Annotated in this window: 20 protein-coding genes; 16 read left to right on the top strand and 4 right to left on the bottom strand. The window is 45.2% G+C overall.

Going from position 1 to position 22,335, the window contains the following annotated elements; all coding sequences use genetic code 11:
- Window positions 1-2: 2 nt before the first annotated feature.
- The 3 genes from queA to yajC all read left to right on the top strand — a co-directional run bounded on the left by queA (window position 3) and on the right by yajC (window position 2,591).
- The gene (gene queA / locus J2X75_RS15505; protein WP_310337634.1) at window positions 3-1,031 is read left to right on the top strand and encodes a tRNA preQ1(34) S-adenosylmethionine ribosyltransferase-isomerase QueA; all 1,029 of its coding nucleotides are present in this window, start codon (window positions 3-5) and stop codon (window positions 1,029-1,031) included.
- A 43-nt stretch (window positions 1,032-1,074) separates the two neighbouring features.
- On the top strand, window positions 1,075-2,211 hold the full coding sequence (gene tgt / locus J2X75_RS15500; RefSeq protein WP_036616872.1) for a tRNA guanosine(34) transglycosylase Tgt: 1,137 nt from the start codon (window positions 1,075-1,077) through the stop codon (window positions 2,209-2,211).
- 68 nt (window positions 2,212-2,279) lie between these two features.
- Complete coding sequence (yajC, locus tag J2X75_RS15495; RefSeq protein WP_036616875.1) at window positions 2,280-2,591, top strand: preprotein translocase subunit YajC; 312 nt, start codon at window positions 2,280-2,282, stop codon at window positions 2,589-2,591.
- Window positions 2,592-2,716: 125 nt separating this feature from the next.
- Here yajC and J2X75_RS15490 read toward each other — a convergent pair whose 3' ends face one another.
- On the bottom strand, window positions 2,717-3,109 hold the full coding sequence (locus J2X75_RS15490) for a TIGR04086 family membrane protein (protein ID WP_105407174.1): 393 nt from the start codon (window positions 3,107-3,109) through the stop codon (window positions 2,717-2,719).
- A 227-nt stretch (window positions 3,110-3,336) separates the two neighbouring features.
- Between J2X75_RS15490 and J2X75_RS15485 the strand changes: the two genes are divergently transcribed.
- A complete protein-coding gene (locus J2X75_RS15485; protein WP_397383732.1) occupies window positions 3,337-4,062 on the top strand; it encodes a YetF domain-containing protein in 726 nt (241 codons plus the stop codon).
- Between the two features lie 3 nt (window positions 4,063-4,065).
- On the opposite strand, the gene spoVB is transcribed toward J2X75_RS15485, so the two are convergent.
- Window positions 4,066-5,673, bottom strand: a complete 1,608-nt coding sequence (gene spoVB / locus J2X75_RS15480; RefSeq protein ID WP_310337629.1) for a stage V sporulation protein B — start codon at window positions 5,671-5,673, stop codon at window positions 4,066-4,068.
- Window positions 5,674-5,900: 227 nt separating this feature from the next.
- On the opposite strand from spoVB, the gene J2X75_RS15475 reads away from it, so the two are divergent.
- The 6 genes from J2X75_RS15475 (at window position 5,901) to J2X75_RS15450 (ending at window position 12,416) form a co-directional block, all read left to right on the top strand.
- Window positions 5,901-6,140, top strand: a complete 240-nt coding sequence (locus tag J2X75_RS15475; RefSeq protein WP_036617497.1) for a post-transcriptional regulator — start codon at window positions 5,901-5,903, stop codon at window positions 6,138-6,140.
- Window positions 6,141-6,232: 92 nt separating this feature from the next.
- A complete protein-coding gene (secD, locus tag J2X75_RS15470; RefSeq protein WP_310337627.1) occupies window positions 6,233-7,483 on the top strand; it encodes a protein translocase subunit SecD in 1,251 nt (416 codons plus the stop codon).
- Window positions 7,473-8,384, top strand: a complete 912-nt coding sequence (gene secF / locus J2X75_RS15465) for a protein translocase subunit SecF (protein ID WP_310337626.1) — start codon at window positions 7,473-7,475, stop codon at window positions 8,382-8,384. Before secD ends, secF begins: the two co-directional genes overlap by 11 nt.
- Before the next feature lie 73 nt (window positions 8,385-8,457).
- Window positions 8,458-9,417, top strand: coding sequence for a cation diffusion facilitator family transporter (locus J2X75_RS15460; RefSeq protein ID WP_150364586.1), 960 nt, complete (start codon window positions 8,458-8,460; stop codon window positions 9,415-9,417).
- Between the two features lie 40 nt (window positions 9,418-9,457).
- A complete protein-coding gene (gene recJ, locus J2X75_RS15455; protein WP_310337624.1) occupies window positions 9,458-11,866 on the top strand; it encodes a single-stranded-DNA-specific exonuclease RecJ in 2,409 nt (802 codons plus the stop codon).
- 37 nt (window positions 11,867-11,903) lie between these two features.
- Window positions 11,904-12,416, top strand: a complete 513-nt coding sequence (locus tag J2X75_RS15450) for an adenine phosphoribosyltransferase (protein ID WP_145324024.1) — start codon at window positions 11,904-11,906, stop codon at window positions 12,414-12,416.
- A 153-nt stretch (window positions 12,417-12,569) separates the two neighbouring features.
- Here J2X75_RS15450 and uraA read toward each other — a convergent pair whose 3' ends face one another.
- Entirely contained in the window at window positions 12,570-13,886 is a 1,317-nt protein-coding gene (gene uraA / locus J2X75_RS15445) for a uracil permease (protein ID WP_310337622.1), read from the bottom strand.
- A gap of 373 nt (window positions 13,887-14,259) precedes the next feature.
- On the opposite strand from uraA, the gene J2X75_RS15440 reads away from it, so the two are divergent.
- The 6 genes from J2X75_RS15440 (at window position 14,260) to J2X75_RS15415 (ending at window position 20,409) form a co-directional block, all read left to right on the top strand.
- The gene (locus J2X75_RS15440; RefSeq protein ID WP_036616894.1) at window positions 14,260-16,437 is read left to right on the top strand and encodes a RelA/SpoT family protein; all 2,178 of its coding nucleotides are present in this window, start codon (window positions 14,260-14,262) and stop codon (window positions 16,435-16,437) included.
- Window positions 16,438-16,449: 12 nt separating this feature from the next.
- On the top strand, window positions 16,450-16,911 hold the full coding sequence (dtd, locus tag J2X75_RS15435; RefSeq protein ID WP_310337621.1) for a D-aminoacyl-tRNA deacylase: 462 nt from the start codon (window positions 16,450-16,452) through the stop codon (window positions 16,909-16,911).
- Between the two features lie 76 nt (window positions 16,912-16,987).
- On the top strand, window positions 16,988-17,155 hold the full coding sequence (locus tag J2X75_RS15430) for a hypothetical protein (RefSeq protein ID WP_310337620.1): 168 nt from the start codon (window positions 16,988-16,990) through the stop codon (window positions 17,153-17,155).
- Between the two features lie 267 nt (window positions 17,156-17,422).
- On the top strand, window positions 17,423-17,929 hold the full coding sequence (locus tag J2X75_RS15425) for a type 1 glutamine amidotransferase domain-containing protein (protein ID WP_310337619.1): 507 nt from the start codon (window positions 17,423-17,425) through the stop codon (window positions 17,927-17,929).
- Between the two features lie 105 nt (window positions 17,930-18,034).
- Window positions 18,035-18,481, top strand: coding sequence for a hypothetical protein (locus tag J2X75_RS15420; RefSeq protein ID WP_091020461.1), 447 nt, complete (start codon window positions 18,035-18,037; stop codon window positions 18,479-18,481).
- 659 nt (window positions 18,482-19,140) lie between these two features.
- Window positions 19,141-20,409: an SEC-C metal-binding domain-containing protein gene (locus tag J2X75_RS15415; protein ID WP_310337617.1), complete on the top strand. Its 1,269-nt coding sequence runs from the start codon at window positions 19,141-19,143 to the stop codon at window positions 20,407-20,409.
- Window positions 20,410-20,438: 29 nt separating this feature from the next.
- Here J2X75_RS15415 and J2X75_RS15410 read toward each other — a convergent pair whose 3' ends face one another.
- Window positions 20,439-22,238 carry a hybrid sensor histidine kinase/response regulator transcription factor gene (locus J2X75_RS15410; RefSeq protein ID WP_310337616.1) on the bottom strand — a complete coding sequence of 600 codons (1,800 nt, stop codon included), beginning with the start codon at window positions 22,236-22,238 and terminating at the stop codon, window positions 20,439-20,441.
- Window positions 22,239-22,335 lie beyond the last annotated feature (97 nt).

Here is a 22,335-nt window from a genome sequence, read left to right as displayed (position 1 = left end):
AAATGAATGTGAACTTATATGATTTTGAATTACCAGAGCAATTGATAGCACAGACGCCGTTGCTTGATCGCACGGCTTCCCGTTTGCTTACCTTGAACAAAGATAGTGGTGAGATTAATCATCAGACGTTTCCTGATATAATCGACTTTCTGGAGTCTGGCGATACACTGATTCTGAATGATACACGTGTTCTGCCAGCCCGTCTGTTCGGTACAAAAGAAGATACCGGAGCAAAAGCGGAAGTGTTATTGCTCAAAAATGTGGAAGGCAACAAGTGGGAAGCACTGGTTAAGCCGGGTAAAAAGCTGAAAACCGGTTCGGTTATTGTATTCGGTGATGAACTGAAGGCAATCATTGAAGAAGAGGGCGAGATGGGAGCACGTACACTTACGTTTACGTATGATGGAATCTTCCAGGAGATTCTGGACCGTCTGGGTGAGATGCCATTGCCACCTTATATCAAAGAGACATTGGATGACCGCGAACGGTATCAGACCGTGTATGCCAAGCATGAAGGATCGGCGGCTGCACCCACAGCGGGATTGCATTTTACAGATGAATTGTTGGATCAGATTCGTGCCAAGGGCGTTAATGTCGCCTTCATCACGCTTCATGTAGGACTGGGAACATTCAGACCGATGTCGGTTGACGTTGTTGAAGATCATGTCATGCATGAGGAGTATTACTCCTTATCACAAGAAACGGCTGATCTGATTAACCAGACCAAAGAGAATGGACACCGTGTTTTTGCGGTTGGGACAACGAGCTGCCGGACTTTGGAAACGGTAGGCAGCAAATTTGAAAATGGAATACTGCAAGCGAGCAGCGGATGGACCAGTATTTTTATCTATCCAGGCTATTCCTTCAAAGTGATTGATGGGATGCTTACGAATTTTCATCTCCCAAAATCCACGTTGGTTATGTTGGTTAGTGCGCTAGCAGGCAGGGAACATATTATGCAGGCATATGAGGAAGCCATCCAAGAGAAATACCGGTTCTTCAGCTTCGGCGATGCCATGTTGATATATTAGTATAACGGTATAACGATTAACTTTTAGAGGATGATTAAAACCAATGGCAGCAATTACGTATGAACATATCAAAACTTGCAAACAATCTGGTGCACGTCTGGGACGTGTACATACACCTCACGGTATTATTGAAACACCAACCTTTATGCCTGTAGGTACACAGGCGACTGTCAAAACAATGAGCCCTGAAGAATTGAAAGAAATGGATGCTCAGATTATTTTGAGTAATACCTATCACCTGTTTCTGAGACCAGGACATGAAATCATCCGTGAAGCTGGCGGGTTGCACAAATTCATGAACTGGGATCGTCCAATTCTGACGGACAGTGGCGGATTCCAAGTGTTTTCTCTTAGCGAGATGCGCAAAATTACGGAAGAAGGCGTTAACTTCCGTTCTCATCTGAATGGAGACAAGAAGTTCCTTTCTCCTGAAGTGGCGATGGAAATCCAGAATGCACTTGGCTCCGATATTATGATGGCGTTTGATGAATGTCCGCCATATCCGGCCGAATATGAATATGTCAAAAAATCACTCGAAAGAACGAGCCGCTGGGCAGAACGTTGTCTGGAAAGTCACGCTCGTCCGCATGATCAAGGTCTGTTTGCCATCGTACAGGGAGGCATGCATGAAGATCTTCGCCGTCAGAGCGCCGCAGATTTGACTTCCATGGATTTCCCGGGGTATGCTATTGGTGGACTGAGTGTTGGAGAACCGAAACATTTGATGTATGGTGTATTGGATTATACGTTACCTTTGTTGCCGTCCAATAAACCACGTTATTTGATGGGGGTAGGTTCGCCCGATGCGTTGATTGAGGGATCTATTCGTGGAGTGGACATGTTCGATTGTGTTCTGCCAACTCGGATTGCCCGTAACGGAACAACGATGACCAGTCAGGGACGTCTGGTAGTTCGCAATGCCAAGTTCGCAACCGATTTTGGACCATTAGATCCTGAATGTGATTGCTACACTTGTCGCAACTATTCCAGAGCTTATCTGCGTCATTTGATCAAAGCAGATGAAACATTTGGCCTGCGTTTGACAACGATCCATAATCTTCATTTCTTGCAGAATTTGATGCGTAACGTACGTAAAGCCATTATGGAAGATCGTTTGCTTGATTTCCGGGATGAATTTTTCGATCAATATGGTCTTCATGACAATGACAAAGGTTTCTGATTCAAGTTTTGCGGAAACCGGCGTAACAAGCAATATCTGTACGTATAGTCGATAAGGGGGAGTTTTGAATGTTTCAAGGAATGCCTCTAGCAGGAGCGCAAGGCGGTGGAATCGTATCTTTGATTGTACCTTTAGTACTCATGGTTGCGATTTTCTACTTCTTAATGATTCGTCCACAGAACAAAAAGCAAAAGCAACGGAATTCCATGCTGAGCCAGTTGAAAAAAGGCGATAAAATTGTAACGATTGGTGGCCTTCACGGAACGATCGCTGAGATTACGGACGATGTGGTTGTATTGCGTGTAAACGATGTAACTAAGCTTACATTTGACCGTAATGCAATCAGCACGGCCGTAGCTCGTGATACGGCTGTTGAATAGTTACTGTAACATAGAATAATGAGGGTACGTTTGTGGCGTATTCCCTAGTAGAGAACCGGATCTCCTTGGAGACCCGGTTCTCTTTTTTGTTTTATGAGGGAAGGTCGATGTTCTTTACCAGTCAGTTAGGAGCGATGCGTATTAACACCGAATATGCCACCGAGAGCTGAAATGAAGAACGCGCTAAGCAGTTGTAAACTATCCTTCCAATTAAACGAAGCATCCAGCGCGAGAAATCCGATCAACAGCACAAGGAGTCCATATACGATTCCGGTAATTCCTCCGTAGTACCATCCTTTTTCACCAGAACGTTTGCCTGCCACAAAACCACCAACCAATAATGACAAGCCATGAACAACATAGGTATACAACGAGAGGTCCTGTTCCCGCATTCCGCTCATCCAGAGAAACAAGGAGAGAATTAATGCCCCGATAAACATCCATACAAAAGCCTGACAGAGGCCTGACAGAATCGGATTGGACACTCGAAACGAAACCAAGCGGCGGATCAATTGCATGAAGCAACCCCCTTGTACAAGTTATAAGTTAATACAGTGTATGGTCAAGCCTTCGGACTTATGAACTGTTTTCCATTAAATGAACGGATTATTTCTGCATGAGCATGTAAGGTTCAGGTCAAAATAGGGATTGCACTACCCAGCTAACTGTTAAAAACTCAGTTTCGAAGGAGGACCCTGTTGTGAACTTCCCAGATGTCGGATCACATATCTTTCGAACCATTCTCATGTACTTTCTGGTGTACTGTGCAATGAGGGTTATGGGTAAACGTGAGATTGGTAAGCTATCCATGTTTGATCTTGTCGTGTCCATTATGCTCGCTGAAATGGCTGCTTTTGTCATTGAAGATATTGATAAACCACTCTCTTATGGGATTGCCCCCATGCTTACCTTGATCATTGTACAGATCGGAATGGCCTATATAGGTCTTAAAAGTCGGCGTCTTCGCCTGATAATTGATGGCAAACCTACTGTTTTGATCTCCAAAGGCGTTCTTCACCGAGATGAGATGCGGAAGCAACGCTATAATCTGGATGATCTATTGCAACAACTCCGTGAACAGAATGTAGACAGTATCGGTGAGGTTGATTTCGCTATTTTGGAGACCACAGGCAAGCTGACCGTGTTTCCCAAGGAGAATACTTCTAACGACAGCAATTCTTCCGGTTCTGACTCAGAAGATTTTTCTTCCAGTAAATCCAAAACGGGAAAAAACCAGATTGACGGATCTCCAAATATCAAATTTCCAAATATTAAATATGAAGGTCTGCCACTACCCTTAATTATGGACGGAAAGGTCCAGGATCAGAATCTGGAGATCATTCAGAAAACGAGATTTTGGCTGAAAAATCAAATTCAACATAATGGTATTTTGGATTTCAAGGATGTATTTATTTGCTCCATTGACCACAATGGGAAGATATATGTCAGTCCAAAAGATGATAAAAAATGAAAATCATTTGCCTGAACGGCGCTTGAACCATGAACCAATCAAAGGAGCACGGGACAGATCATGAAAGTCAATCATTTTGGTCCAGCCCATGATGATGAAATACACGATAAGTCCGGCAAAAGGAGCGAGAAGCATCCTCACCCAAAAAGGCAATATCATGGCAGTCTCTTCGTATACGAGTAGGGTCGCTGCACCCATGATAAACATTCCTGCACCCGTCTTGACCCAATCCATAATTTTGAAGCGGAACTGTAGCAGGCTACGTACGCTTTGGGCATGTAACAGCGTAACTACCGTAGAATTCACACAGATGGCGATGACTGCACCGAAGATGCCATATTCAGGCCGGGAAGCAAGCGTTAAAATCAACGTGATTTTGATAACAGCACCGATAAACGTATTCAGCAATGCTTTACCCGGACGGTCAAGAGCTTGTAATGCAGCTTGAAGAGGAGCTTGAATATAAATGAACAAAGCAAAAGGAGCCATTAGTTTCAGCATGCTTCCGATCGATGCATCATTATACAGAACAAGACACATCGGTTCGGCAAGCACATACATAAACACAGAAAACGGAGCACCTGTCACCAGTGCCAAACGTAAGGCCTGATGCATTCTTTTGTGAATCAGTGCGCGATCTCCCTGAGCAGAAGCTTCGGACAGTGAAGGCACAAGTGATGTCGCGAGCGATGAGGTTAGTGCCCCTGGCAGCAGCAGCAAAGGAATAATCATACCTTGTAATGCACCATATTGTGCTGTAGCAAGTCCTTTGGATATGCCTGCCAGAGCCAGACTCTGGGCAGTAACGATGGTTTCGGCCAGATAAGATAAGGAGCCAACCAATCGGCCTGCTGTAACAGGAATAGAGATTGCAAGCAAACGCCGGATTAATCCGGGCTGTGGAGTACCCGTTTCTTTCAGAACTGAAGGTTTGGTTGTGAGGTTGGACATGTTCTGTTGCTTAGCGAGCGGTAACTCTTTCTTCTGCCTGTTATACTTCCACAAGAGTACAAGCATACCGCCGAATTCTCCAACGAGCGCTCCCAGCATGGCACCAGCAGCAGCTTGGGCAATACCGTGGGGGAGGAGAAGCCAGGCAAACCAAATGACACAGACGATACGAATGATGGTTTCAACAATGGATGAAATGGCAGTAGGCATCATGTTTTGCTTACCTTGGAAATACCCTCTGTAGACAGCAGATACGGCGATAATGGCAATCATGGGACTCATACTAACGAACGTATGGTACACCCGCTCATCTGTGAGCACGTACTTGGTAACCCAGGGTGCAAATAGGATGCACAAAAACATGAATACAACACCCAAGGTCAACGTAAAGCTTAAGCTTACTTGCAGGATTCGCTGAGGGGAATAACGATTGGCACCGGTATCAGCTTCGGCTACGAGCTTGGCTACGGCGAGCGGAATACCACCCGTAATTAATGTCACCAGTACAATAAAAAAGGGATAGCTCAATTGGTAGATGCCAACACCTTCTGCACCAATGACTCGTGGCAGCGCAATGCGCGGAATGAAACCAAGTATTCGATTAATTATGCCTGCCGCGAGCAGGATCATGGCCCCCTGGATAAATGTCTGTTTCTTCAAGACTACCCCTCTTTCCCGGTTGAAAGTACAGGCTATCAACATAAACGGGACAAAGCCGTTGTTCTTCATCCTATGCCAGTCCTTTATCTTCTCATGACTACTTGGACACGATTAACAAAAAGAACCATAATCAGCAAGAAGGAATATGATCAGGTGAAGTCGAATCATGTAATATTGATGCCGCATAAAGGCTTGGATGTACGAAGGGAGGCTCCCCGTTGGAAGAAATGAATGATGTGGAGTTGGAACAGTCAATAGAGATGCTCTGCCGTAGCAAAGCGGAGGAATTAAGGCTTGTCGGTTACGAATATGTCACCAGCAAAGATGTCTGGAATTGCGTCAGTCATAAATATGAAAAACAGGGCATTCCACCGCTTCACCAGCTGGTGAACGACATTTTGTCACTGAAAGCAACAAGCTTTATGAACTTTATGACCGTGTCTGCATACCGGGGGTCCTCTTTCTAGACGAAAGGGATCTTTTTTGTTTGAAAATTGACTGCTTTTTACGGCATCGCTATAATAGGAATATTGAGAACGAAAGGGGATCTAGGAACGGCATGAAAAGAATTATCAGTTTCATTCTGGTCGTGCTTGTCACCACAGGGGTAATGGTGGGAACAAGCCCGGAACTGCTCAAAAATATACGCTTGGGCCTTGATTTAAAGGGAGGCTACGAGATCTTATATGAAGCAGAGCCGCTCGAAGCAGGTCAACAAGTCACCAAAGCATCTTTGGTGCAAACGGCCAAAAGTCTTGAAAGCCGCGCCAACGCGCTCGGAACAAGCGAACCGGAGGTAACGACTGAAGGAAGCAACCGGATTCGATTGAAGTTGGCAGGGGTTACGGATGAGGCTGAAGTTAGAGCCAAAATGAAAGAACCTGCTGTTTTGACCTTCCGTAGTAAAGCTGAGAATGACAAGGAAGGCGAATACACCAAAATTGAGCTTCGCGGAAATGAATTTGTTGAGAATGCAGCCAAAGTTGTGTTCACTCAATTGAATGAGCCGATGATTGACATTCAAGTGAAAGACAAAGCTAAATTTTCCGAGATTACCAAACGTTTGATCGGACAACCTCTCGCCATTTATTTGGACGATGAGTTGCTCTCTGCTCCAACCGTTAGACAACAGTTGACAGATGGTTCCGCTCAGATTTCGGGTGCCTACACTCGTGATGAAGCAAACCAGCTTCGTGACACCATTAACCTGGGGGCATTGCCACTGAAACTTACAGAGAAGTATTCACAAAGTGTTGGTGCAACACTTGGTAAGCTTTCTCTGGATCAGACCATTAAAGCGGGATTGATTGGTTCCGTTATTATTCTAATCTTCATGATTGGGCTTTATCGCATTCCTGGTATTATCGCGAGTTTTGCCTTGATCACACATACGTGGCTGGTACTTGCAATCTTCTATTTAGGAGAATTCGTGCTCACCCTTCCAGGTATTGCGGCGTTTATCCTGGGTATAGGGATGGCGGTGGATGCCAATATCATCACATACGAACGGATTAAAGAAGAGATGCGCAGTGGTAAGTCGATCTTGTCTTCGGTTAAAGCGGGTGGTAAACATTCCTTCCGAACAATCATTGACTCCAACATCACAACCATTATTGCTGCGGCTGTTATGTTCTTCTTGGGAACAGGTGCGGTTAAAGGTTTTGCACTCGTGCTGATTTTTGATATTGTCACCAGTATTATCACGAATATTTTCTTCTCCCGCTTCCTGTTGACCCTGCTTGTACGGGGTAACGTGTTGAAGAAGCCTAAGTACTTCGGAGTAAAGGAGAGTGAAATTCGTGCGCTTTAATTGGAATTATGATTATGTTAAAGGCAGTAAGATTGCCTATATCTTCTCGATTATTCTGACGATTACGGGCATCATCAGCATTCTGGCTTTGGGTTTGAACTACGCGGTTGATTTCCGTGCTGGATCGAATGTAGATATTTCGGTATCCAAAGCAATCACAGCGGAGCAGATTAAACCTATTGTTAAGGACATCGGTGTTGATGAGGGTGATGTTACCATTACACCGGGGGCTGACCGTGTAAATGTTCGTTTCTCCAATGAATTGGATGAGACCCAAGAGAGCAAATTTAAACAGGAATTTACCAAACTGGATGCATCGGCTTCCTATGAAGTAAATACTGTTGATCCGGAGATGGCCAAAGAATTGGAGCGCAATGCGATCTACGCGGTACTCATTGCAAGTATCGGGATCATGATCTATGTTGCAATCCGATTCGAGTGGCGCTTTGCTGTGGCAGCAGTGGTTTCATTGTTCCATGATGCATTTGTCGTCATAAGCGTATTTTCGATCTTCCGCTTGGAAGTAGATCTGACCTTTATTACCGCAGTATTGACCATTGTCGGATTCTCAATTAACGATACCATCGTTATCTTTGACCGTATTCGTGAGAATTTGCGATTTGCTAAAAAGTCTTCTAAAGCAGACTTGCGTGAAGTAGTTAATCACAGTTTGTCACAAACAATGACTCGTTCACTAAATACAACATTTACGGTTTTTGTTGCTTCCCTTTGTTTGTTTATTTTTGGCGGAGAATCCATCCGCATGTTCTCACTTGCAATGGTGATCGGAACACTGTTCGGCGCTTACTCTTCCATCTTTATTGCGGCACCATTATGGCTCACGCTCAAAGGTAAACAAGTTAACAAGCCAAAAACAACAGTAGCCAAAGAATCTAACTAAACATCTTATTGTGAAGCCGCGTCTGCCAGGCGCGGTTTTGCAACTTTATGTACAGAAATAAGGGGGAATATACATGACCAGAGAACATATCCCATCTGCTCAGGCTGCCACATGGAGTGGTATTGCTGGTAATATGGGACTTGCGGTAATCAAAGCGGGAGTCGGTTATATGGCAAATAGCAAATCATTGCTCGCTGACGGCTTGTATTCTGCTTCTGAAGCTGGTTCTGCCCTGGCAGGTCTCTTTCCCTCCAAGTCTGTACGAGATAAGAGCAAGGCTCACAGGGAACGGTTTAAAGAACATTCACGTGTTGCTAGACCCGGGATCTCAGTATTGTTATCTGTGCTGATCCTCATGGGTGGATTACAGCTTGCCATCTCCGCATTGGGTAGTCTCTCCGGAAGTGAACCGGAAGCACCCGGCAAGTCGGTACTTTTGGTGGCTGTTGCAGCTCTGGCTGTGAAAGAAGCGATTTTTCAATTTCAGTACAGATATTTTCGTAAACGAAACCAGTCTCAGGCGCTAGCCTATGCACAGCAACATCGTCGTGCGCTCTATTGCTCTCTCACCGTGTTAATCGGCATTATAGGATCGATGGCTGGTGAAGAGACGGGTTTGAGCATGCTGCTCTACCTGGACCCTACGGCTGCGTTGATTGCTTCCTGTTTTGTGCTTCACAAGGGTTACCGAATGATTGTGGACACAGTATATGGTTCACTTGTTCAGGAACTGGAGCAGGAGGACGCATCAGATTTCAAAGAGACTGTACAGCGAGTATACGGCATCATTACCATTGAGCATTTGGTTGCTCGTGAACAGGAACATGACGTTACGATTGAGTTGGTCATTAGCGTGAATCCGAGAATCTCCATACTGGAAGCACAAGAAATTGCAAACCGGGCCAAGACACTACTACTAACCCGTTTCAGTCATGTGAAAGAGGTACAGATTCAAGCGGTACCTTATGATCCAGGTTATCCCTATAAATCCAATCATGAACTGCCCGATCACGAAGCGACATTAATTCAGTAGTGAAGCGCGGGTCCAGTAGATCAGGAAAGGAGCGTTATCATTGCTTTATTCGCAATATCGGTGGAATACACCAAATATCGATTTGGAGGCGGCTGCGGGACTCTCGCAGGCGCTTTCCGTTTCACCCCTTGTTGGACGTTTGCTTGTGAGTCGAGGAGTGCACAATGAGAAGGAGGCCGAACGTTTTTTGCATCCTGATCTGAATCAGATGCATGATCCCTATCTGCTACTTGGCATGAATGAAGCTGTGCCTCGAATAAAACTGGCTTTGGAGCGGGAAGAACATATTTTGATCTATGGGGATTATGACGCCGATGGCGTATCCAGCACATCCTTGATGATCCATTTAATGCGTCATCTTGGGGCATCGTACGATATCTATATCCCTCATCGCTCGAATGAAGGGTATGGGTTGCACAATCATGCGTTGGATTGGGCCCATCAACAAGGCGTTTCATTAATTATTACCGTGGACACCGGAATCAGTGCTGTTGAACAGATTGCCTATGCGGCAACACTGGGCATCGAAGTCATTGTGACAGACCACCACGAGCCGCCTGAAATTTTGCCAGAAGCCTTTACTCTTATTAATCCAAAACTTCCGGGATGTCCGTACCCTTTTAAAGGTTTGGCCGGAGCGGGAGTAGCCCTGAAACTTGCTCAGGCACTAATCGGAGAAGTACCCGGTGAATGGATGGAGATTGCCGCCATCGGTACCGTGGCCGATCTGATGCCTTTGGAAGGGGAGAACCGGGTTATCGTCAGTTATGGGATAGAATCGATGCGTGGTTCACGTCTTCCCGGTGTAAGTGCATTGCTGGAAATCAGTGGGGTGGACCAGAGTCAGGTGACTTCAATTAATATTGCCTTCGCCATGGCGCCTCGTATTAATGCCAGTGGACGTTTGGATCATGCTGGGAGAGCAGTATCTCTTCTCACCACCGAGAATCTGGATGAAGCTCATACGTTTGCGGGTCAGCTTGATCTATTGAATCGGGAGCGGCAGCAAGTCGTAGAGGGCATATTACAAGAAGCAACGGCACAGTTGGAACAAAAGATACAGCTTCGTTCAGGATCCGTTCCAGATGTAATCGTATTGGCTGGGGAGGGCTGGAACGTCGGAGTGGTTGGTATCGTGGCTTCCAAATTGCTGGAGCGTTATTACCGACCTACACTTATCCTTGGGATCGATCCAGAGAGCGGTGTCTGCAAGGGCTCTGCGCGCTCGATTGAGGGCTTGGATATCTATGAGGCACTCACAGTCAATAAACACACTATGGACCATTACGGGGGGCATCCTGCTGCAGCAGGTATGACCTTGCATCGGGATCAGCTGGAAGAACTTGAGGCTGGTTTGAATAAGTTTGCTGCATCTGTATTAACTGAAGAGGACTTTGTACCTCAACGTCTTGCGGATGATGAATGCAGAATCAGTGATGTTCCGCTGAAAGTGATCCAGGAGATCGACAGATTGCAGCCTTTTGGGATGAGCAATCCTTCGCCGCGGTTTGTATTGAGAAGTGTGACTGTGAAGGAAACCAGAACAATGGGACGAGAGAAACGCCATCTGAAACTGGTTCTGGAACAGGATGGTCAGCAACTGGAAACCGTTGCTTTTGGCAAGGGGGCGTTAGCTGAGTTCCTTCTCCCAGGTTCCGTTATTGATGTGATGGGAGAACTGTCCATCAATGAATGGAATGGGATGAGAAAACCTCAACTGATGCTTCAGGACATTCATGTTCCTCAGGTCCAAGTATTTGATTTGCGCGGTAATGCCGAGCCATTAAATGCGATGAAACATTTCTTGAGTTCACTTGAGGTGCATCTGCGATATAAATCTGGTTCTGTTGGTGCTATTGTTCGGAAAGAAACAGATGTTTCCGAGGGAAATTCATTGTATGAACCTTGCCTTTGGGTATATGATAGAAAGGTCGGGTTATTTCCGTGTAATGCTGCTGCACAGCATTATGGACAGGAACAAGTCCGGACGTTATTTGTGTTTGATACGCCGGAAACCCCGGAACAACTTGATGCCATGCTGGCTTTGTTCAGTGGAGCTGAGAATATCATCCTTCTGCACGGATCAGGCAACCGCCGAGATCGCCTTCAGATGCCTTCCAGAGATCTCTTTAAGCGTATTTATATGCAGGTGTTGAAATGGAAAGCTGAACCCGTGGAGGAACAAGAGATTACTCCTGTGCTCAGTCGTCAGTGTGGTTGTTCGTCGCGCATGATTACGATGATGTTGGATGTATTCGAAGAGCTTTCCTTCATTACCCGTGATAACGGCAAAATTGCGTTTGTGGATAACCCGCCTAAGCGTGAACTAACCGCTTCTCGTCACTATCAGGCGCTCGAAAACATGGCCGAGATAGAACAGGTGATGCTGGATGCAGCCACACCGCAACTGACACAATGGATGATATCCCGGATGAAGGGCGTATCTTAGATGGAAGTTTGTGTATTTATTTTAGGAGGAGATTATTTTGGATTTTAAAGATTATATTCGTGTCATTCCTGACTTTCCACAACCGGGAATCAGCTTTAAGGACATTACGACATTGTTGAAAGATGGAGAAATGTACCGCAATGCGATCAATGAATTGAAAGTGATGGTTTCTGATCTCAAAATTGACGTCATTGCTGGACCTGAAGCACGTGGTTTCGTTGTGGGCGCCCCTCTGGCGTACGCTCTTGGTGTCGGTTTTGCTCCGATCCGCAAAAGTGGAAAACTGCCTGGAGAGACGATTGAAGTCGGTTATGATCTCGAGTATGGCAAGGATACACTTGCGATGCACACAGATGCGATTGAAAAAGGTCAAAATGTCCTGATCGCTGATGATCTGCTCGCAACGGGTGGAACGATTGCAACTTCCATCAACTTGATTGAACAATTAGGTGGGAAAGTTGTCGGTGCTGCCTTCCTGATCGAGCTGTCTGATCTGAATGGTCGTTCTAAATTGCCTGAAATCGATGTATTCACATTGATGAACTATTAAGCTGAAATCTCCACATTTACCGCTGTGATTGAAACATGAATTGCTTTTTCCGTTTCCCGGGAAATAATATACAGCATTAATGATTATCAAAAAGCCTGTTCTTCCAACCGTAAGGTTAGGGAGAACAGGCTTTTTGATGTGTATATGATGGAATTAATCGGGCGTTTTTTCAGTGATAGGCTGTTTTTGTGAATCGTCATTCAACCAACCTAGGACTTCAAACAGTTTGAACAACAAACTCATCAGGATTCCGACAATGGTTGCCAGTGCCATCCCTTTCAGATGAATACCGTAGAAGGTAACTTCTGTACCACTTAACCCGATGACCAGTACAAGTGTAGTAAGCAACAGATTGGTCGGTTTGGCAAAATCGACTTTCTGTTCAACCAGAATACGCAGACCGGATGCTGCAATAACTCCGAACAGAAGCAGGGATACTCCACCCATAACAGGCACAGGAATGTTAGCTACAAGCGCCGAGAATGTTCCTGAGAAGGATAGTACGATTGCAATGACTGCTGCGCCACCAATGACATATGTGGAGTATACACGAGTCAGTGCCATAACACCGATGTTCTCACCATAGGTTGTATTTGGAGTTGATCCAACAAACCCGGACAGAATGGTGGAGACCCCATTACCAAGCAGAGAACGATGAAGCCCAGGGTCTTTCGAAAGATCTTTGCCTACAATGCTGCTCGTTACAAGCAAATGTCCAATATGCTCAACAATTACGACAAGCGCTACAGGTAAAATGGTGAAAATAACGGACCAGTCAAATGTAGGTGTTGTTACGGTAGGCAGTGAGATGAAATCTGCGTTTCCAATAGCCTGTTTATCAACCAGACCCATGGAATAGCCAAGGATATAACCAACTACGATACCGATTAGAATATGAATGATTTTGGGGAATCCACGGAACGTTACGGCTCCAATGACAGTGATACCGAGTGTGGCCATGGATAAAATAATGGGTTTGGCCTGAGGCACCCAGTTCGGGTTAGCAACAGGATCAGAATTAATCAATCCGGCCATTTGCGCTGCAACAGGTACAAGCTCCAGACCGATCAGGGCAACAATGGCACCCATAACCGCTGGTGGGAATACCACGTTGATCCATCCTGTTCCAGCATATTTGATAATAAGAGCCACGAGGCAGAACACAAGTCCTGTAATGATAAAAGCTCCAAGTGCCATGGAGTAGCCGTTCTCTGGATGTGTTTTCAATACTGAAGTGACAGGAGCAATAAAGGCAAAACTGGAACCAAGATATGCTGGGATCTTTCCTTTACACATCAGTATGTACAACAGTGTTCCAATCCCGTTCATCAGCAGGATCATACTTGGATCGACACCGAACAGGTTAGGTACAAGCACCGTACTGCCAAACATGGCGAACAAATGCTGAAGGCTAAGCAGTGAACCTGAGCCAAGTGGCATCTTTTGATTAACCTGAATTTCGCGTTGCAATGAATTTCATCTCCTTTTCCGAAACACAAACTTTCAATAGATTACAGAGTTTCTCTTAATTAAGCAATAACATTTTTGACGTAGCAGAGCGATGGAATTTATAATTTCATGAATTATCCTTCTATTTCAGCAAATAACGGCAATAATACATAAGAAATAAGAAATACATCCAATCCCCTGTGAGTCATAGGGAAATGGGTTAGAAGTAATTCAGATCACCAATATAAAAATTGGATAAGCGCTCTTATTCGTCAGCAGTTGACGGGAAACGGGCGAAGCGTCATAATTATAGGAAATTACTTTTACGGGGAACCTGTGTTGCAGCACTGTCACGGGTTCCATTTGGTATAGAAAGGACACGGAACAGATCAGAATGGGCATAGAGCAATTACTCGAGAAGGCCGGGGCATATATCAAAGAACCCGATCTGGTGCGCATACGAGAAGCTTACGAATTTGCTGATCAGGCCCACCATGGACAGACGCGAAAATCGGGAGAACCGTATATTCTGCATCCGCTTGCGGTTGCCGACATTGTTGTGAACATGCAGATGGACACCATCTCCATAATAGCAGCGCTTCTTCATGATGTAGTAGAGGATACTACGGTCTCACTTGAAGAGATCCGCAATCATTTCGGCAATACGTGTGCCATGCTTGTTGACGGCTTGACGAAGCTGGAACGTATTCAGTTTCGCTCCAAGGAAGAACAGCAGAACGAGAACTACCGCAAAATGTTCATCGCCATGGCGCAGGACATCCGTGTCATCGTGATTAAATTGGCTGACCGTCTGCATAATATGCGGACACTCAAGTTTCAGTCGGAAGAAAGCCAGCGCCGGATTTCATATGAGACGCTGGAAATTTTCTGTCCGATTGCAAACCGTTTGGGTATCTCTGCAATCAAATGGGAAATGGAGGACATCGCCCTCCGTTATTTGAATCCGCAGCAGTATTACCGAATTGCTAACCTGATGCACAAAAAACGTGCGGAACGTGAGCAATATATTGATACGGTTATGGATGGAATTACGAACAAGCTCGATGAGATGGGAATTCAGGCAGACCTTTCGGGCCGCCCGAAACATATCTACAGCGTGTTCAAGAAAATGACCACCAAAAACAAGCAGTTTAACGAAATTTACGATCTGCTTGCCATTCGTATTATTGTGGATAATATCAAGGATTGTTATGCTACCCTGGGAATTATACACACGCTATGGAAACCGATGCCTGGACGCTTTAAAGACTACATTGCGATGCCGAAGGCGAACATGTATCAATCGCTGCATACAACGGTAGTTGGTCCCAATGGCGAACCAACAGAAGTACAGATTCGGACATGGGATATGCACCGGACTGCTGAATTTGGTATTGCTGCCCACTGGGCCTACAAAGAAGGGGCTGCGAACGGAAATCATTTTGAAGATAAGATTACGTTCTTCCGTGAAATTCTTGAACTTCAAAACGAAGCACAGGATGCATCAGAATTCGTAGAGTCACTCAAAATGGATTTCTTCTCGGATCTGGTATTTGTATTTACGCCAAAAGGAGAAGTCATCGAATTGCCGATCGGCTCTGTTCCTTTGGATTTTGCTTATCGAATCCATACGGAGGTTGGTAATCGGACCATTGGTGCCAAAGTAAACGGTCGGATTGTTCCGCTCGATTATCATCTGAAGACAGGTGATATCATCGAAATTTTGACGTCCAAACATTCTTACGGACCGAGCCAGGACTGGATGAAAATTGCGAAATCATCTCATGCACGAGCGAAGATCAAGCAATGGTTCAAGAAGGAACGCCGTGAAGAAAACGTTGAAAAAGGTCGGGAGAGCTGTGAGCGTGAACTGAAACGCATGGGGCTTGATCCTTCTGCGTGGATGACGGATGACAAGTTGATGGAAGCTGCCAAAAAATATGCGTTTAACGATATTGATGACATGCTTGCGGCTGTTGGATTCGGTGGGATTACTGCTGCACAGATTGTAACCAAAGCAACCGAAAAACTGCGTAAAGAGCAGGAAGAGTCCAGTTTGCTGGAATTAAATTCCGAGATGCGCGAGCTGAAACCTGCGCCTGAGCGCAGAAATCGACCAACCAACGGTATTCGTGTCAAAGGCATCGATAATCTGCTTGTTCGATTCGCACGATGCTGCAATCCTGTACCTGGGGATGACATTATCGGATACGTTACACGCGGACGCGGCGTTTCCGTACACCGTAGTGACTGTCCGAATATCCCGACAAGTGCAGACGGTGAAGAAGCAGCACGTGTTATTGAGGTCGAGTGGGAAGAGAATATCGAAGCAAGTTACAGTGTGGATATTGAGATTACAGGCCATGATCGGAATGGCTTGCTCAATGAGGTGCTTCAGGCTGTATCTGAAAGTAAAACCAATATATCTGCCGTTACAGGACGGACAGATAAAAATAAATTAGCATTGGTGCACGTCACAATCCTGATTCGTAATACGGATCATCTGCAATCCGTTGTAGAACGGATCAAACGGGTGAAAGATGTCTATTCGGTGCATCGGATCATGCAGTAAGGAGCCTGTAAGATGAGGGTGCTTGTACAACGCTGTAAAGAGGCTCAGGTAACCGTGGGAGACGAGCTTACGGGTAAGATCGAATCCGGATTAATGCTGCTCGTGGGCATTACCCATGAGGACACTGAGAAGGATGCCCAGTATCTGGCTGACAAAATTAGTGGGTTACGGATATTTGAGGATGATCAGGAGAAGATGAATCTCAGCCTGCTTGATGTAGGCGGTGCTGTATTGTCTGTTTCCCAGTTCACCCTGTACGGAGATTGTCGCAAAGGAAAGCGTCCGAGCTTTGCGGCTGCGGCCCGACCAGAAGCGGCGGAACTGTTATATGAAACGTTTAATCAACTACTACGGGATAAAGGTATTCAGGTTGAAACCGGGCGTTTCGGAGCGATGATGGATGTAACATTTACCAACTGGGGACCCGTGACTTTGATGCTTGAAAGTCCGGTTCGTCAGGAACTACGTGCATAATTTCATGGGGTTCAGGCCATAATGAGGGATAATTCGTTGATGACTATTTCATGATCAAAGGAGCATCCATCCAATTATGCGCCAATCTGCGAAAGAAACACGTACCCGTTCAGAACCTCTGTTACTCCCTGGCAACCTGTATGAATCATTGCACCTTGCCCGTTCGGCTGCTGAGTATGTTGCAACGATCTGGGCACTTCAGGATTCGGACAAAGGAAAGCAGCGTCATCTTCCGCGATCTTGAATGTTTACACAGGTATATAATTATCCGATATTTGGATTATACAGATTCTGAAAAAGTCCTGATTCCTTACCGAATCAGGACTTTTTGTCGTGAGTAGATCTTTTTTAACTATTCGTTTGACGACTGCTTTACAAAATGAAATTACATTGAATTGTTATAAATTGCTCCGGTGAGGGTAATAACAAAACGAGGCACAACGAAGTGCCAATGTACTGCAAGACCCGATTTTATAAAGAAAGTTCGAACACGGAAAGGAGAACATACGTTATGAGTAAAGTTGCTTTTTTATTGGCGAATGACTTTGAAGATTCGGAGATGCAGGTCCCGTATGACGAAGTAAAAAAAGCTGGACATGAAGTGGAGATTATCGGATTAAAAGCCGGTGAGACCCTTAAAGGTAAAGGAGGAAAGGCCTCCTATACCACAGATAAGGCGATTGGTGATGCATCCGCTTCAGATTATGATGCAGTTGTGATCCCTGGTGGATCATCCCCTGAGAATTTGCGAACTGATGCGCACATCTTGAAGTTTGTCACTGAGATCAACAGTGCGAAGAAACCAATCGCAGCGATATGCCATGGTCCTCAGATTTTGGCTAGTGCCGGTCTGTTGAAAGGCCGCACCATTACATCCTATCCACCACTTAAGGATGACATGGTAAACGCAGGAGCAGAGTTCAAGGATCATGAGGCCGTTGTGGATGGAAACTATATTACATCTCGCACGCCTGATGATGAGCCAGCGTTTGTGCGCGAACTGCTAAAAGTTATTTAACTTCACCCGGTTTTAACTGACATACATTAAGTATTTTAACTACGTTACATCGTGACGTGTATAAACTTCACGTTTGCATTTCATTCCGAAAAAGGAGGGTTTGACATGACAAAACATATTCAGGCGTATTTTCGAACCGAAGACGAGGCGGAGGGAGCAAGAACTTCACTTCAGACGTTCCGTACAGAGCATTTGGAAGTAGGTCAACTCGATAGTGCGATAGGTAGAGACACGCGTGTTATGGTACCACTGGTGCCATATAATACAGCAGGTGGCGTAGGTACCAACGGAGCAATGGGTGTAGGTGCAGCCCCTGGTGTTCCAGCCAGCGAAAATGTGATCCCTGTGGTAGCCAATGTGGACCGTGATGCAGAACGGGATACTCGTGACAGAGTGAATGAGGATGGAGACCTGCTGCAAGCGGCGGATGTGTCTTCGGCCGATTATGATGATCTACACTATGTTCTGTCTGCCAAAGTAAGGGATGAGGATTATGACGAAATTGTTCATAAGCTTCGTTCCAACCATGCCTATGTGGAAGATTTGAATTAACGTGTAGATACCTCTTTGCCCTTGCACTGCTTGACTACAGAGTCGAGTGATGTGCAAGGGCTTTTAATCATAAATATATTAAAAAATTAGAATATAAAGCGCTATCATTATTGTAATATTACTGTAATATTAGTTACATAAGCCTTTAACATAGTGGGCTTATAATAACACACATGACCCCCTTTTTTTATATATCTTTTGAGCCTGCACACCGTGTGCAGGCTATTTTTTTGGGATGAAAATGTATATGTTTTGTGTAAAGCTTACCCCTTTATATAAATATGCTAGAATAGAGGAATGGATTCGAATATATTAAAGCCAGTTGTTTCATAGTTAAGCTTCATTGGATGGTACATCAAGCATTTAACGTTTGGGCTCAGGCGAATGCAAATCACGACAGTGTGTATGAGGAACACAACGCCAGAGAAATCCGTCTCATTCCACAAGAACAGTATAAAAGGAGTTTCAGGTCAGTCTTTATTCCTTCTAATACTCGCAGAAACGCCCCCGTCCTTATACAAGGGCGGGGTAGCCGTTCTGCTTGCTCGCTGGAAACTGTAAGTTATATAGAATGCCTGGTACGAGAAATGGCACCTAAATGTTAATGCAACTGTGTTCTCATACAACTGGCTAGTGACAGATTTAAGGGGGAATTAGTTTTGAGTAAGGTTGGAAGAAATGAGTTATGCCCATGCGGAAGTGGGAAAAAATATAAGAAATGTTGTCTGAATAAGGAGTCCTCACCCGCAGAATCTATACTGCGCCTGATATCAACGGAGCAGCCTGTCCAAGAAGCTACAGTTCAGCCTGAGAGCAAGCTGACTCTGACCAAACTGAATAGGATGGTAACGCAAGAACTGAAATGGGAACATCAGGCTCACGAACAGCTGGCCCTGGAGCTGATTGAGAACATGCGGAACCAATACGAGGGAGAGCTCATTTTGGAAGCTCTGATGTTATGGAACGGTTATTCACGCCAGACCCGCCCCACTGTGAAGAAGACAGGCTCCTTCTGTGCTGCAATTGAGTATTTGCTGTCCGAGGAGTATGGCTTCAATGTCTCAAAAGCTGAAATGGCTAGTAAATATGAGGTAACGACAGGTACGATCTCCCGAAAGGTCAATGAGATGTTCAGTTACATTGAAGAATACGGAATGGGCGGCGAAACGGACGAGTTAATGGTGCTGAACGGTCCAGGCACACCGAAGGACAAAGCGGAGGCTCTGCTACATAAGGCGAGGGAAGCCAGTTCTGCCAAACGCAGAGTACAACTGGCGAAAACGGTGCTGGAGGTGTATCCCGACAGCTCGGATGCATATCTTATTCTGGCTGAGGAATCGGACAATGAGTCAGATGCACGGGCGTACCTCAAGGCTGGAATCGCTGCTGGTGAACGCGAACTGGGTGAGCAGTTTTTTGAGAAGAACAAAGGGGACTTCTGGGGGCTTCAAGAGACTCGCCCATATATCCGGATATGCAAAAGCTACGCGGAATCTTGCTGGTTTGGTGGAAATACCCAAGAAGCGGCACAAACCCTGGAGCATATGCTGGAACTTAATACGGAAGACAATACCGGAGCACGTTACCTGCTCGCTGCTGTGTATTTGTACAGCAACCAATTGGAGCAGGCAGAACAATTGATGACTAAGTATGGAAAAGGTGGCGCCTCAACTGCCTTTGCCTATGACCAGATCATTCTGGAGTATAAGAAGAATGGGATCACCTCCCAGCTCAACAAGCTGTACAGTGTGGCTCGGGGGATGAACAAACATGTGCCGGATTACCTGCTGGGTTTGAAACGGCTGCCGCATAACCTCCCTGATTTTGTTGGAATGGGCGACTCCAACGAAGCGATTGAATATGTCATTATGCACTCCCGTCTATGGGCGAGCATGCCTGATCTGCTGAAGTGGATGCTGAAACAATAGAGATATAAGAAGGCAATAGAAGTTGGAATTCATTCGAGGAATCCAGCTTCTATTGCCTTTTGTACAGCTTCTTCCCGGTTACGAACGCCCAATTTCATATAGACAGTGGAGGCATAATTCCTCACTGTGCCATCAGATAAATATAATTTGGCGGCAATGGTTTTATAGCGTAGACCTTTGCAAACAAGCTGTAATATTTCCATTTCCCTTGAAGTCAGGCCGAAGTACTCCGTTTTTTTTGGTTTCAATACTCCGGTTCCAGTGTTGTCCATTTCGAGCTTCTCAAACAATTTATGCGACATCTCTTGATCAATCAGTGTACCCCCGCGATAGACAAGACGAATCGTTTCAGCAAGTTCACGGGGTTCAATAGATTTCAATAAGTAGCCATCTGCTCCACTTCGCAGAACTTCTAGGGCCTGTTCAGTATCCTGAAACGTGGTTAGAATTAGAATTCGAATGTGCGGCCATTTTTGTTTAATGATTTTGGTAGCTGAAATTCCATCCATATTGGGCATGTCCAAATCCAAGAGTATCACCTGGGGCTGATCCTGCTCACAGCTTTCAATGGCTTGTAAGCCATCCTCAGACAATCCGACCACGTTCAGATCCTTGTGCCCCTCCAGAATGGTCCGTAGGCTTTCCCGAATGAAGGCTTGGTCATCCACGATCAGTAAGCGAATAATCTCATCCGATAATTCCACTTGTCTTGGCAATGTGCAAGTCACGAGCGTTCCTTCCCCAGGCTCGGAATAAACGGACACTTGCCCTTGTAGATTCATGGCGCGTTCTTTCATCGCGTTCAAGCCAAAGCCATCCTGCCATTCTTCCATTCCTTTACCATTGTCCTGTATTTCCAGTCTAGCTTGACGCTGCTCAAATTTTAGCGTAGCGGTGATTTCCGTGGACTCCCCATGCCGTACGGCGTTAGTTAACGATTCCTGCAAACAACGATAGAAGGCCATCTTGGCCATTTTGGGTAATGGGTATTCCTCTCCAAAAGTTCGGAAATGAACGTTTACTTTTGCTTGTGCTTGAAAATCTTCAACTAATTGCTGCAATGATTGAAGCATCGGCTGGATCTCCTGCGGGGACTCTACCTGATGCAAGTATCCTCTGATTTCTTTTAGACTTCTGCGGGCTAGATTCAACAAAGAACTGACATTCTGTTTCCCTGCCTCTGTAGAAAGTTCAGGACGCAATGTTTCTAACCCCATGATGATAGAAGTATAGGAATGTCCGACAGTATCGTGGAGATCCTTGGACAGCCGGTCACGTTCTTCGGCTAGCGTGATACGTTCAATTTGGGAAAAATACTGTTGTAGAACCGTATTCTGTTCCCGGATGAGTTCACTCTGTCGATGATTGACCACCAGCAAATGAAAGGCAAACCCAATGGCATAAGCGAGTCCGATATGGATCATCATGACCCAATAATTGCTCTGATTGGATAATACATTAATCAAAATCGGCAAGAGCAGGATTGTTACGGGCCCTGTCCAACGATAGGATTTATGAGCGCTATTCACCGCAATCAGAAAAGCATAGGTCAGAAACGCGAGATAAGCTTCCGGAAAAAAATATGTTAAATACAAGCATAGTCCGCCCGAAAAAATAATTTCTGTAAGCAGATAATATTTATAGCTGAGCTGTAAACAAAGCCAGGGAACGGAAAAAGCGAAAATCTGCCAAACAATCAAAGCCCAAAGCGGCAGGGAGATCTGAGCATGAAACTGTACGGTTGTGAACATGAGAGAAATACTTAAAATAAGCCGAAATATGAACATGATCCAGTCATACCAGAACCACTGTTTTACCGTTTCAAACAAGTTACTCTCTCCTTACTAAAGTCTTCTATATCTTTTTACTTACAATTATGAATCGATTAAACGATAATTTCTCAAGTAAGTTTTGACAAGTGTAAAT

It is taken from the genome of Paenibacillus sp. 2003, from assembly GCF_031455635.1.
Taxonomy (GTDB): Bacteria; Bacillota; Bacilli; order Paenibacillales; family Paenibacillaceae; genus Paenibacillus; species Paenibacillus amylolyticus_B.
Note: the sequence above shows the minus strand (reverse complement) of the source record. Positions and strands in the feature narration are given on the sequence as shown.